Source organism: Micromonospora sp. DT201 (assembly GCF_049841575.1).
GTDB lineage: Bacteria > Actinomycetota > Actinomycetes > Mycobacteriales > Micromonosporaceae > Micromonospora.
Genome location: NZ_JBNCKP010000015.1, coordinates 72,541 through 84,523, shown reverse-complemented (window position 1 = coordinate 84,523; position 11,983 = coordinate 72,541). Strand labels below are relative to the sequence as shown.

General features: G+C 71.1%; 13 protein-coding genes and 1 riboswitch. Of the genes, 11 read left to right on the top strand and 2 right to left on the bottom strand.

Annotated features, from left to right (window positions below):
* The first annotated feature begins 38 nt into the window (after nt 1–38).
* The 4 genes from ACLQ28_RS22830 (at nt 39) to ACLQ28_RS22815 (ending at nt 5,243) form a co-directional block, all read left to right on the top strand.
* A complete protein-coding gene (locus tag ACLQ28_RS22830) occupies nt 39–2,153 on the top strand; it encodes a HelD family protein (protein ID WP_425688313.1) in 2,115 nt (704 codons plus the stop codon).
* 108 nt (nt 2,154–2,261) lie between these two features.
* Entirely contained in the window at nt 2,262–3,179 is a 918-nt protein-coding gene (locus ACLQ28_RS22825; RefSeq protein ID WP_425688312.1) for a cation diffusion facilitator family transporter, read from the top strand.
* 112 nt (nt 3,180–3,291) lie between these two features.
* Nucleotides 3,292–3,423: riboswitch (cyclic di-AMP (ydaO/yuaA leader) on the top strand.
* Between the two features lie 5 nt (nt 3,424–3,428).
* Nucleotides 3,429–4,496 carry a coiled-coil domain-containing protein gene (locus ACLQ28_RS22820; protein WP_425688311.1) on the top strand — a complete coding sequence of 356 codons (1,068 nt, stop codon included), beginning with the start codon at nt 3,429–3,431 and terminating at the stop codon, nt 4,494–4,496.
* Nucleotides 4,497–4,733: 237 nt separating this feature from the next.
* On the top strand, nt 4,734–5,243 hold the full coding sequence (locus ACLQ28_RS22815; RefSeq protein ID WP_425688310.1) for a hypothetical protein: 510 nt from the start codon (nt 4,734–4,736) through the stop codon (nt 5,241–5,243).
* 376 nt (nt 5,244–5,619) lie between these two features.
* On the opposite strand, the gene ACLQ28_RS22810 is transcribed toward ACLQ28_RS22815, so the two are convergent.
* Nucleotides 5,620–6,087 carry an SRPBCC family protein gene (locus ACLQ28_RS22810; protein ID WP_425688309.1) on the bottom strand — a complete coding sequence of 156 codons (468 nt, stop codon included), beginning with the start codon at nt 6,085–6,087 and terminating at the stop codon, nt 5,620–5,622.
* Nucleotides 6,088–6,290: 203 nt separating this feature from the next.
* Here ACLQ28_RS22810 and ACLQ28_RS22805 point away from each other — a divergent pair, with 203 nt between their 5' ends.
* Nucleotides 6,291–7,253 (top strand): 1-phosphofructokinase family hexose kinase, encoded by a 963-nt coding sequence (locus ACLQ28_RS22805; RefSeq protein WP_425688405.1) that lies wholly within the window; start codon nt 6,291–6,293, stop codon nt 7,251–7,253.
* Nucleotides 7,250–8,077: a 5'/3'-nucleotidase SurE gene (gene surE, locus ACLQ28_RS22800; protein ID WP_425688308.1), complete on the top strand. Its 828-nt coding sequence runs from the start codon at nt 7,250–7,252 to the stop codon at nt 8,075–8,077. Before ACLQ28_RS22805 ends, surE begins: the two co-directional genes overlap by 4 nt.
* An 18-nt stretch (nt 8,078–8,095) precedes the next feature.
* Here the strand turns inward: surE and ACLQ28_RS22795 are convergent, their stop codons facing one another.
* Complete coding sequence (locus ACLQ28_RS22795; RefSeq protein ID WP_425688307.1) at nt 8,096–8,458, bottom strand: STAS domain-containing protein; 363 nt, start codon at nt 8,456–8,458, stop codon at nt 8,096–8,098.
* Nucleotides 8,459–8,844: 386 nt separating this feature from the next.
* Between ACLQ28_RS22795 and ACLQ28_RS22790 the strand changes: the two genes are divergently transcribed.
* From ACLQ28_RS22790 to ACLQ28_RS22770, 5 genes are all read left to right on the top strand, one after another.
* Complete coding sequence (locus ACLQ28_RS22790; protein ID WP_425688306.1) at nt 8,845–8,982, top strand: hypothetical protein; 138 nt, start codon at nt 8,845–8,847, stop codon at nt 8,980–8,982.
* Nucleotides 8,983–9,123: 141 nt separating this feature from the next.
* The gene (locus ACLQ28_RS22785) at nt 9,124–9,522 is read left to right on the top strand and encodes a hypothetical protein (protein ID WP_425688305.1); all 399 of its coding nucleotides are present in this window, start codon (nt 9,124–9,126) and stop codon (nt 9,520–9,522) included.
* Between the two features lie 655 nt (nt 9,523–10,177).
* A complete protein-coding gene (locus ACLQ28_RS22780; protein WP_425688304.1) occupies nt 10,178–10,864 on the top strand; it encodes a BON domain-containing protein in 687 nt (228 codons plus the stop codon).
* A gap of 75 nt (nt 10,865–10,939) precedes the next feature.
* Nucleotides 10,940–11,437: a redoxin domain-containing protein gene (locus tag ACLQ28_RS22775; protein WP_425688303.1), complete on the top strand. Its 498-nt coding sequence runs from the start codon at nt 10,940–10,942 to the stop codon at nt 11,435–11,437.
* Nucleotides 11,434–11,982, top strand: a complete 549-nt coding sequence (locus ACLQ28_RS22770; RefSeq protein ID WP_425688302.1) for a DsbA family protein — start codon at nt 11,434–11,436, stop codon at nt 11,980–11,982. The genes ACLQ28_RS22775 and ACLQ28_RS22770 overlap by 4 nt, the downstream gene beginning before the upstream one ends.
* Nucleotide 11,983: the final 1 nt, after the last annotated feature.

The window sequence follows — 11,983 nt, the reverse complement described above, 5'->3', positions numbered from 1 at the left end:
TTCCCGCCGCCTGCCGGCGACCTTCGAAGGAGCGTGCGTTGACCGACCAGACCGGCCTGGAGCAGGAGATTGCCGTCGAGCAACGACACCTCGACCGGGTGTACGCACGACTGGCTGAACTGCGGCGCTCGGCGGTCCGCGCCGAGCGCGACGGCTACCGGATGGCCCGCGTGGGCACGTTCGGTGCGCTGGTCGAGCGTGACGCGATGGTCTTCCACGCGGCGCAGCGGCGGCACACCCTGGACGCCGAGTACGAGGGGCTGGTCTTCGGCCGGCTGGACCTGCGCGACCGTCAGGTGCTGCACGTCGGGCGACTCGGCATCCGGGACGAGGACGCCACCACGCTGGTCGTCGACTGGCGGGCGCCGGCCGCCGCCGCCTTCTACCAGGCGACTCCGGCGCAGCCGCTGGACGTGGTGCGTCGCCGCACGATCCAGTCCCGCGCCGAGCGGGTCACCCGGATCGAGGACGACCTGCTGGACCCGACCGCCGCCCCGGAGGGGATGACTGTCGTCGGTGACGGTGCGTTGCTGGCCACCCTGTCCAAGGCCACCGGCCGGGGCATGCGGGACATCGTGGCTACCATCCAGCAGGAGCAGGACGAGGCGATCCGCTCGCCCAGCTCCGGCGTGACGATCGTCGCGGGTGGCCCGGGCACCGGCAAGACCGCGGTCGCCCTGCACCGGGCGGCGTTCCTGCTCTATTCCGACCGCAGCCGGTACGCGGGCGGCGGCATCCTGGTGGTCGGCCCTTCGTCGGTCTTCGTCGAGTACATCGCCTCGGTGCTGCCGTCGCTCGGTGAGGACACCGCGACCCTGCACTCGCTGGGCACTCTCTTCCCGGGGATGACCGCCACCCGACCCGACCCGCCCGAGGTCGCGGCGGTGAAGGGCTCACTGCGGATGCGCCGCGTGCTGGAGCGGGCGGCCCGCGACGCGGTGCCGGGCGGCCCGGGTGAGCTGCGGCTGCTCTACCGGGGCACGCTGCTGCGACTGGAGCGGGCCGAATTGGACCGGATCCGGGACCGCGCGCTGCACCGGGGCGCCCGGCGCAACGAGGTGCGCCGGGCCGGCTTCGACGGGGTGTTCGCCGCGCTCTGGGCACAGGCCCGCGAAGTGGGCATCAGGCTGCCGGAGCAGCGGACCTTCGAGGGCGAGATCGCCGAGCGGGCCGAGTTCCGGGAGTTTCTCAAGGCGTGGTGGCCTCGGTTGCACCCTCGGCACGTGCTCGGCTGGCTGGCCCAGCCGGACCGCCTGCGCCGCTATGCGAGCGGGATCCTCTCCGGCGCGGAGATCCGGCTGCTCAGCGCCGCGTACCGGAGCTTGGACACCGACGGGCTGACCATCGCCGACGTGGCGCTGTTGGACGAGTTGGACGCGCTGCTCGGCAAGCCGGCGAAGCCGGCTCGGGCCCGGCGCGACCCGTTCCAACTGGCTGGCGGCGTACGCGAGCTGAGCACCCTCGGCGAACGGCAGCGGGCTGCCCGGGCTGCGGCCCGGGAGCGTCCGGAGGACTACCGGGATTACGCGCACGTCGTGGTGGACGAGGCACAGGACGTGTCGCCGATGCAGTGGCGGATGGTCGGCCGGCGTGGCCGGCTTGCCTCCTGGACGGTGGTGGGTGACCCCGCGCAGACCGCGTGGACCGGCGATCCGGAAGAACTGAATCAGGCCCGCGACCAGGCGCTGGGCCGGCGCAAGCGACACGATTTCACGCTCACCACCAACTACCGCAACTCGGCGGAGATCTTCGCAGTGGCCGCGGCGGAGATCCGCCGGCTCTACCCTGACCTGCCGCTGCCGACCGCCGTCCGCTCCACCGGGGTTGATCCGGTCGAGCTGGTGGTGCCCGCGACGGGGCTGGAGACCGCGACCGTGGAGGCGGCCGCCGGTCTGCTGGCCGAGGTGGAGGGCACCGTCGGGGTGATCACGCCGGTCCCCCGCCGCGACGAGGTCGCCGGCTGGCTCGACGCGCTCGACGCGCCGCGCCTACAGGTGGTGACCAGCCTGGAGGCCAAGGGCATGGAGTACGACGGGGTGGTGCTGGTCGCCCCGAGCGAGATCCGGGCGGATCCGGGTGCCGGGGTACGCACCCTGTACGTGGCGCTTTCCCGGGCCACTCAGCGACTCACCACCATCGACCCGACCGGCTGATCTGTGACGGCTGGCCTGCCGGGTGAGCCGTCGACCCGAATACTTGCATACATAGCGATGTGAACATACATTTGACCGGGTCCCGACTGGCGGCGGAAGGTGGATCTCGTGGGCGCAGGTCATGACCACCACCACGGGTCGGTCGCCAATGCCGCACACCAGCACAGGGGCCGACTCTGGGCGGCGTTCGGGCTGCTCGCCACCCTGATGGTGGTCGAGGCGGTGGCCGCCCTGCACACCGGCTCACTCGCTCTGCTCTCCGACGCCGGCCACATGTTCACCGACGTGCTCGGCATCGGGATGGCGCTCGCCGCGATCACCGCGACCCGGCGGGCCACCGGCGACCCGCAGCGCACCTTCGGGCTCTACCGACTCGAGGTGCTCGCCGCACTCGCCAACGCCGTCCTGCTCTCCGCCGTCGCGGTCTACGTGGTGATCGAGGCGATCAGCCGCTTCGGTGCCCCACACGAGGTCATCGCCGGCCCGATGCTCGCGGTGGCCGTGCTCGGCCTGCTCGCGAACGTCGGTGCCTTCGCCCTGCTCCGCGCCGGAGCCCGAGAGAGCATCAACCTTCAGGGCGCCTACCTGGAGGTGCTCGGCGACCTGCTCGGCTCACTCGGTGTGATCGGCGCGGCGCTGCTCATCTCCGTCACCGACTGGTGGTGGGCCGACCCACTGGTCGCCGTCGCCATCGGCGTGTTCATCCTGCCGCGCACCTGGCGGCTGGCACGCGCCGCAGTCCGCATCCTGGTGCAGGCCGCCCCGGAGCACCTCCAGGTGACCGCCGTGCACGACCGGCTCGCTGCGGTCCCCGGTGTGGTCGAGGTGCACGACCTGCACGTCTGGACCCTCACCTCGGGCATGGAGGTGGCCTCCGCGCACCTGACCATGGCGCCCGGCGCGGAAGTCGGCGCGGTGCTCTCCGCGGCGCGCACGGCCCTGCACGACGACTTTCGGATCGAGCACGCGACGTTGCAGATCGAGCCCGGCGCCACCTCGGGGTCCTGCGGCTCGATCGAGTGGTAAGGCGAGTTCCGGTGATGACGCACGCACCGTCCGTCACATCGGCTGCACGGGTCCCACCTGCACCGGTAGGCTCGGTCCCGGCCTCCACCAGGCGGCGCCCTCCCGGCGCCGGTGGCGGTCGCCGCCTAATTGCCCACGTAGGCGAACCGGGGAACCACGTTCCTGGGGTGCATCCGCGTCAGCGGTAGGGATCTTCCGTCCCGAACCCGTCAGCTAACCCGGTCGGCGGCTGACGGAAGGACATGCGCAGTGGCACCAGCACGACCACCCGCCGCCCGACTTGCGGCACTGATCGTCGCGATGTTCGCCCTCAGCATCGCGCTTCCGGCCGGCACCGCCTCGGCCGCTCCCCCGACCGGCCTGCGGGCCGCCGCAGCACCCGACTCCGACGAAGAGGGCGGCACTCCGGCGCTGCGAGCCCAACTCGAGGCCGCCAGCAAGGGCTACCTGGACGCCAAGCGCGCCCTGGACACCTCTGTGCAGCGGCAGAAGCAGCTCACCACCCAGCTGAAGACCATCGAGGTCGAGCTCGCCCACCGTAACGGCAAGGTCGGCGAGATCGCCGGCGTGGCCTACCGCACAGGCCGGCTCGGCACGGTGGCGGCGCTGATCAACAGCGGCACCCCCGACGGCTTCATGGATCGGGCCGCCACACTGGGCGCGGTGGCTGCCAACGAGGACAAGGTGCTGCGCGACCTGCTCGCCAGCAAGGACCAGGCCAATCGCACCCAGCTCGCTCTGAACGGCGAGGTCACCGAGCAGCGCAAGCAGGTCGCGGTGATGGCCAAGCGCAAGGAGCAGGCCGAACGGGCCCTGACCGTGGCCAACACGCCCCAGCCGCAGACCACCGCCGACACCGGCTCCAACCGGGGCACCTCGACCGCCAACGCGGAACCCGCGCCGCGCAACTCCGATGGCTCCTGGCCGTCGGAGAGGTGCAGCATCAACGACCCCACGCCCGCCAACGGCTGCGTCACCCCGCGCACCCTGCACGCCCTCAACCAGGCCAAGGCCGCTGGCTTCACCCGGTACGTCTCCTGTCACCGCCCGAGCGGCTCCGGTGAACACCCGAAGGGCCGGGCCTGCGACTTCGCCGCGCAGAAGAACGGCTTCGGCGGGAACGCCACCGGCGGCGACAAGACGTACGGCAACAACCTGGCCGCGTACTTCATCCGCAACGCCGACCGGCTCGCCGTCCTGTACGTGATCTGGTACAGGCAGATCTGGCTGCCCAGCAGCGGGTGGAAGTCGTACAGCGGAGCGGGAAGTGACCCGTCCAGCGCCCACACCAACCACGTACACCTGTCGGTCTACTGATCCATCCGAGGCGAGTAGGTCTCCAGGCCAGACCGGCCGGGGATGATCCACTCCACCTCGCCGATGTCGGGGTATCCGGGCGACGGGATACCCCGACATCGGCAATCTGGTGTCGACCATGGACGTGCGGCGGTACCGCCGCACCGGCCTGGTCGGCACTGGCTACGTCGCCAGGCGTACCCCTGATGTCGCTGGCGGTCGGACGACCCGGCCGGTGTCGGCGGGCAGCATCGCGGTATGCCTCGGATCCCACCCACCGCCCGCAAGGGGCTGCTCACCCTGCATCTGGTCACCTCGCTCGGCTGGCTCGGCGCCGACCTGGTGCTGCTCACCCTGGGCATCGCCGTGCAGCGTGGCGCCGACCCGGCGGTGGTCTACCCGGTCACCTCGCTGGTCGGCACCGTGCTGTTCGCGCCACTGAGCGTCCTGGTCTGGCTGATCGGTGTCGCCAGCGCGCTACTTACCCCGTGGGGCCTGCTGCGCTACCGCTGGGTGCTGGTCAAGCTCGTGCTCACCACGGTCATGGTCGGGCTGGTGCTGTTCCTGCTCACCCCGAATCTGCGGCACGCCGGTGCGATGGGCGCCGCCCTGCCCGCACGCGATCGCGCCGACCTGGTGATCGCACCCGCGGTGTCGACCAGCTTGATGATCATTGCGACGGTGTTGTCCACCTACAAGCCCTGGGGACGGCGTCCCGCCGCGCGACCCAACCTCGTGAGCCGTGATCGCGCTGCAACCACGATGTAGTGGCCTCCTGCCGCCCACAGGCCACTACATCCACGACAACAGTTCGTCAACCCCGCACTGTCCCGTCGATCATGGAGTTGTGGTGGGTGGCAAAGTGCCCGAACCGCACTAAACCAGGCACCACAACTCCATGATCGACGAGGACGGGCGGCCCTTCCTTCGCGATCTTGCGTTTACTGTCGCGACATAAGCAAGCATTCCGCGCATATCGGCGACCGAAACTGCAAGATCGGCGCTGGCGGGGCGTTTCTGGAGTGACGGACCTGGGTGTCGGGAGTCCACCGTGCCCCTTTCGCCCAGCAACCGATCGCTAACGCAACGGTGTTGACATCCACGATCGAGCACGATCTTGGGCGCGGCGGGGTGCGGGGTGCGGTCAGGCAGGGGGCAGGCTGCCGCCGGTGCGGTCCAGGGCCGCGCCGAGCCGGGTGGCCAGGGCGAGGTGGGCGGCCCGGGCCTGGCGGAACGCGTACCGAAACAGGAGGGTCGGCGCGGTCAGGGTGATGTCGACGTCGATCCGGACCAGGCCGTCCGGCTCGGCGCGCAGTCGGGTGTGGTTGCGCACCGTGGTGGCCGGCCACTGGCGGGCCACCACGACGATCTCGTCGTCCTCGCTGATCAGCACGTCGGCGTGGTAGGTAGTCCGGAAGCGTAGCGGGCCGGCCGCCAGCCGGTCGTTGATCGTGTAACTGGCCAGGGCACCAGGTCGGGGCGGCAGTCGGCGGACCCGAACAATCAGTGGGTGCAACTCACCCTGTCGGGTCAGGTCACTGAGCATCGCCGCCGCCTCGGCCGGCGAACACCGGGCCTGGACGGTGTAACTGAAGGTATCGCTGCTGAGCACACCGTCTCCCGCCGCAGTTGGTCGCACGATCGTCCCGTACCGATGTCTGGCTGGCAACGCCCGACGGCTGCCAATGCGACGACGAACCCCGGCCGATGGGATGCCGTGCCCCCACCTGCCCCATTAGGGTCGGTTAGTGACAAATCACCCGACGTGTTGGAGCGCGACATCGTGAACGGTGACGACCGGTGAGCGGGCACGTGATGGTCTTCGCGCCCACCCCGCAGCTCACGGTGACCGTGGACCAGCCGAACGAGCACCCCGAGCTGCACCTGCACCCCGGCGGGCAGGGTGTCTGGCAGGCCCGGATGGTGATGTCGCTCGGTGTCGACGTGGTGCTCTGCGCCGCCCTCGGTGGAGAGATCGGCCAGGTGTTGGAGCCGCTGCTGATCAGCGAGGGCGTGGACCTCAAAGTGGTGGTCCGTGACTCCGGCAGCGGCGGGTACGTGCACGACCGCCGGGACGGCTCCCGGCAGGAGATCGCCGACGTGCCCGGGCAGCCGCTGAGCCGGCACGAACTCGACGAGTTGTACAACCTGGCTCTCGGCGAGGGCCTACGGGCCGCGGTGAGCGTACTCAGTGGGCCGAACGAGCCGTGGCTCGTCCCGGCGGACCTGTACCGACGCTTCGCCGCCGACCTCGGTGCCAACGGTGGCCGGGTGGTGGTCGACCTTTCCGGCGATCACCTCGGCTCGGTGCTGGAGAGCGGCGTGTTCTTCCTCAAGGTGAGCCACGAGGAGCTGATCCGCGACGGCCGTGCCCGCAGCGACGACAGCCTGGAGCTGACCCGGGCCATGTACGAGCTGCACGCCGCCGGCGCCGAGACAGTGGTGGTGAGCCGGGCCGACCAGCCGGCGCTGGCGCTCATCGACGGGGAGCTGTTCGAGGTCGAGATGCCCCGGCTGGAGGCCGCCGACCCGCGCGGCGCGGGCGACTCGATGACCGCCGGGGTGGCAGCCGTCGTGGCCAGAGGCGGGGACATCCGGACGGCCATCCGGACCGGGGCTGCCGCCGGCGCGATGAACGTGACCCGACACGGCCTGGGCACCGGGCGGTTGGACTCGATCACCGGCCTGGTCGACCGGGTCCGGCTGGTGCCGGCGGACAGCCGGCCGCAGGAGCGGACCACCCCGGACGAGCTGGCCGACCGGGTGGTCGAGCGATGACGCTGCGAGTGCTGATCACCAACGACGACGGGATCGCCGCTCCCGGCATCCAGGCGCTGGCCTGGGCCGCGAGGCAGCGGGGCCTGGACGTGGTGGTCGCGGCGCCGCTGGAGGAGGCGAGCGGCACCAGCGCCGCGATGAGCGCCGTGGAGCGGGACGGGCGGGTCGTCGTGAACGACCACCCGCTGCCGGACCTGGCGGGCGTGCCGGCGTACGGAGTCGCTGGTTCCCCCGGCTTCATCACGCTGATCGCCCTGCACGGCGCGTTCGGCCCACCGCCGTCGGTGGTGTTGTCCGGTATCAACCGTGGCGCCAACGCCGGCCGGGCCGTACTGCACTCCGGGACGGTGGGTGCCGCGTTCACCGCCGCCACGAACGGCTGCCGGGCGATGGCGGTCTCACTCGACGTGCTCTCCGCAGGTGAGGCGACGGCCGCGAGCGGTGGTGCCGCGGTGGACGCCGCCGCCCGGGTACGCGACGCCGAGCGGCACTGGAGCACCGCCGCACGAGTCGCCCTGGACCTGCTCCCCCGGTTGACCTCCGCGCCGATGGAGAGCGTGCTCAACGTGAACGCACCGGACCTGCCACACGGGCGGCTGCTCGGGGTGCGACGAGGCACGCTGGCCAGCTTCGGTCAGGTGCAGATGACGGTGGCGGAGTCCGGCCACGGCTACGTGCGGACCTCGCTGGAGGAGCCGGGGCAGGCCGCCCAGCCCGGCACGGACGTGGCGCTGCTGGCCGCCGGGTATGCCTCGGTGACGGCCATCCGGGCGGTCACCGAGGCGACGGACACCGACCTGACCGGACTGGACGACCAGCCCTGACGGGGATGCCTGGTGCGCTCAGGCGCCGGGAAGCACTTCGCGGGTGGCGTTGCCGGCGAAGTAGGGCTCCGGGGCACCGAACAGGCCGAGCAGGCCGGTCACCCAGAGCTGCCGGTGCACGAACCGGCTCGGCTCGGTGACCACCAGCTTGACGTCGCTGACCTCGGCCGTCTGGAAGCCGGCAACCATGGCGCTGATGCCGACAGAGTCGATGAAGGTGACCAACCTCATGTTGAGCTCGATGCGGAGCGGCCGACCCTTGGCCAGCACCTCCGCAATCGCCTCACGCACCTCGTACGCTGTGTCGACGTCGATCTCGCCCCGCGGGGCGATCTCCACGACACCACCAGACAGAACCGACTTCACGATCGACAGGCTCACGCGAGCACCTCCACCCGCCCGTCCCCCGGGCGCCTCATCAGTACGCGGGCCGCGACCGAGAGTATTCCTCTGACGGCCTCGGTCGCCACCCCTCGGGATGAGCAATTCGCGGATCCAGACCCACAAAGCCGCCCATATACGCACTTTTGAGTATCTGATTACTCAAGACTTTTCGTTATCCGACCCTCGACGCTTCGGTCGTGACCGACGCGCCGCCGGACCAGGGTAGCCGTCCGGGCCCGACGCGCCCGACAACCGGCCCATGACCGACGCCTCCCCGTGCCACCGGCGTGTCGCCTGCGGACACCCGGTCGGACCCGTGTTCACGGTTGCCGACGCCACCTAGCATCGGGTCGGTACACCCACCGTTACGGAGAGGATCATCGATGATCAAGCGACTTGCCGGGCTGGCCGGCGTCGGCCTTCTGCTCGCCCTCGTACTGGCCTGCGGTTTCGGCGGTGGAGACGACGATGACGATGACGATGACTTCGCCCGCAGCGTCGCCGTGGTTGTGGTGCGCTGACTTCCCGGCGGTGGACCGCAGCCGGCCGGGTTTGCGCCCGGGCGGCCCTGGGCACTGGCGGGGTAGGCGAACCGTGACGCGCCGAACAGAGGCCGAAGTCCGAAGTGGCCGGCGGCTTCGGCACCCAAGGAGGTAACCACGATGTTTGGAACCAACCTGCTGGACCGCCGCAGCAAGCCGGAGCGGATCGCGGACCATGCCTGGGAGCACCTGCTCTCCGCCGTCAGCTCCGCCGGAGACAGTGTGCGGGACACCGCCCGCTCGGCCCGCCGCAACAGCACTGGCCTCGCCGACGAGGCGGGCGACCTGGTGGGCTCCGCCGCCGACGAGGCTCGGCGCCGCGCCGCGCTCGCCTTCGACGCGCTCGCCGGCCGGCAGCCGGCACTGCCCTGGACCCTGCTGATCGGCGCCGCACTGGTCGGCGCCGCAGTCGGCTGGGCCGTCGGCTCCGCCGCACGGGCCGCGGGCAGCCGGGACGACCACACCGTCGACGACATGGAGTTCGTCGACGTCGACCGCCCCAACTCCCCCGCGGTCTGAACGACCGAACCCAGCAGCATCCCCCGGGCTCCGCTCGACCACGGTCGAGCGGGGCCCGTCCTCTTCGCGCGAACGCCCTCTGGGTCGAGCATGGACTTGTGCTGGTGGACGAAAGTGGCGAGTCTCCATGGTTGACACGCTGGTTGGGACAGGGGCCGGTCCGCCGGGTGCCGGACCCCTCAGGCGGCCCGGCGGACCGGTGCTCGGGTGGTGCTGCCCCGGGGCACGGTGAGCGGGACCACCAGGACGGCGGTGGCTGCGGCCGGCACGGTCACGACCGCGCTGGCGAGACTTCTGGGGATCGGTGGTGTGGCCCCTCTCGGGCGAAGCCCCGGGGGACGGGGTCGACCCGAACGGTGCCGCCGTGGCCCGGGGGACGGGCACGACGACGGGGACGAGCGGAGTTGCCCTGACTCCCACCCACCCGACGCGACGGCTCCCGCAATCGAGGAATGCGATTACCGTAACCGAAATCCGCTCGCTTTGGAAGCGCTCCCACCATCGATGTTCGCGCCCCTGGAGAAGGTGCCCGATGGTGCCGTCACCCCCTTGGGGTGAGGACGCTTCACCCACGGCGACGGCAGGCTCGGACCCCGGCGGACCTCCGACCGCAGCCGCCACCGGAGCCGCCACTCATGCAGCGGAGGAGGGCCAGATGGCGATCGCGGAGATCGGCCGCACCGACCAGGACATCCAGTCCGCCGTACTCGACGAGCTGACCTGGGAACCCCGGGTGCAGCCACACGAGATCGGCGTGACGGTCGCCGAGGGCGTCGTCGCGTTGACCGGCCGGGTGGACAGCTACGCCAAGAAATGGGCCGCCGAACGGGCCGCCCATCGCGTCGCCCGGGTCCGGGCGGTCGCCAACGACCTGGCCGTGCAATTGGACAGCAGTGCTGAACGCGCCGATCCCGACCTGGCCGCCGCGGCCAGCCACACGCTGGAATGGGACGCGTTCGTGCCCATCGAGAAGCTCCAGGTCACCGTCTCGGCCGGCTGGGTGACGCTGCACGGCGAGGTCGAGTGGGAATACCAGCGCCAAGCCGCCGAACGGGCGGTCGGGCGGCTCACCGGCGTACGCGGGGTGAGTAACGGCGTCACCGTCCGGCCGGTCGCCGTACCGGACGGCCAGAACCTGGCCAATCGGATCGTCAACGCCCTCGCCCGGGCCGGAGCGACCGAGGCCGAACGGATCAGCGTCCGGGTGCACGGCGACACCGCAATACTCGCCGGTCTGGTGCACTCGATGCCCGAGCGGGCCGAGGTGGAGCAGGTGGCCTGGTCCGCACCCGGCATCCGGGAAGTGCAGAACCACATCGCGGTCGCCCCGGTGCTGCGCTGACCGAGCGCCGCGCGAGCGCGGAACCACCCGGGGCGGGTGAGCCGACCTCACCCACCCCGGGAGCAGGCTGGGGGCATGAGTGATCCGAACGGGCTGATCCAACCGGGGCGCCCCGCCCCCGGCTTCACCCTGCCGGCCACCCCGGACGGGGGCCCGATTGGGCCCGAGCAGTTCCGTGGCCGGCCGATCGTGCTCGCCTTCTATCCCGCCGACTGGAGCCCGGTCTGCGGTGACCAGATGTCGCTCTACCAGTCGGCCGCACCCGTCTTCGCGCAGTACAAGGCGGTGGTGCTCGGCATCTCGGTGGACAGCATCTGGTCACACCGGGCATTCGCGGAGAGCCGGGGCATCGAGTTCCCGCTGCTGGCCGACTTCGAGCCAAAGGGCGAGGTAGCCCGCCAATATGGCGCGTACAACGCGCAGGGTGAGGCGGACCGCGCACTTGTGGTGCTCGACCCGGCGGGCAAGGTGACTTGGAGTTATCGCTCTCCGCCCGACGTCAACCCGGGCGCGGACGGCATCTTCGACGCGCTGGACCAACTCGCCGCCGATCGGAAGGTGATGGCCGGATGACCACGCCACTGCAGGTCACCGCCCGACTTCGGGACCCGGTGACGACCGAGGACCACATCCGAGGGCCGGCCGACGCGACGGTGACCATCGTCGAGTACGGCGACTTCCAGTGCCAATTCTGCGGTGCCGCGTACCCGAACCTGCACGAGGTGCTGCGGCAGAGGGCCGACAGCGTTCGGCTGGTCTACCGCTACTTCCCGATCGCCAACGTGCACCCGTACGCGGAACGCGCCGCCGAGACGGCCGAGGCCGCCGCGGTCCGGGGCCGGTTCTGGGAGATGCACGACTGGCTCTACGAGCACCAGGACCAGCTCGACCCGGTGCACCTCTCGCTCGGCGTCGAGCAGGTCGGACTGCCGCCGGACGAGTTGAACACCGAGGTGGAGAGCCGAGCGCACGCGGACCGGGTGCGCCGGGACTTCGTGGGTGGCATCCGCAGCGGGGTGAACGGCACCCCCACCCTGTTCGTCAACGGCGTCCGACACGAAGGCGGGTACGACCTGCCGGACCTGCTGGCGGCCGTGGACGCCGCGAGCAACGCCTGAC

Excerpts from the sequence above, each read along its gene's own strand:
- ACLQ28_RS22780 (WP_425688304.1), top strand. The coding sequence starts at position 10,178 with ATGGCGATCGCGGAGATCGGCCGCACCGACCAGGACATCCAGTCCGCC.
- ACLQ28_RS22805 (WP_425688405.1), top strand. The coding sequence starts at position 6,291 with ATGGTCTTCGCGCCCACCCCGCAGCTCACGGTGACCGTGGACCAGCCG.
- ACLQ28_RS22790 (WP_425688306.1), top strand. The coding sequence starts at position 8,845 with ATGATCAAGCGACTTGCCGGGCTGGCCGGCGTCGGCCTTCTGCTCGCC.
- ACLQ28_RS22775 (WP_425688303.1), top strand. The coding sequence starts at position 10,940 with ATGAGTGATCCGAACGGGCTGATCCAACCGGGGCGCCCCGCCCCCGGC.
- ACLQ28_RS22785 (WP_425688305.1), top strand. The coding sequence starts at position 9,124 with ATGTTTGGAACCAACCTGCTGGACCGCCGCAGCAAGCCGGAGCGGATC.
- ACLQ28_RS22815 (WP_425688310.1), top strand. The coding sequence starts at position 4,734 with ATGCCTCGGATCCCACCCACCGCCCGCAAGGGGCTGCTCACCCTGCAT.
- ACLQ28_RS22770 (WP_425688302.1), top strand. The coding sequence starts at position 11,434 with ATGACCACGCCACTGCAGGTCACCGCCCGACTTCGGGACCCGGTGACG.
- surE (WP_425688308.1), top strand. The coding sequence starts at position 7,250 with ATGACGCTGCGAGTGCTGATCACCAACGACGACGGGATCGCCGCTCCC.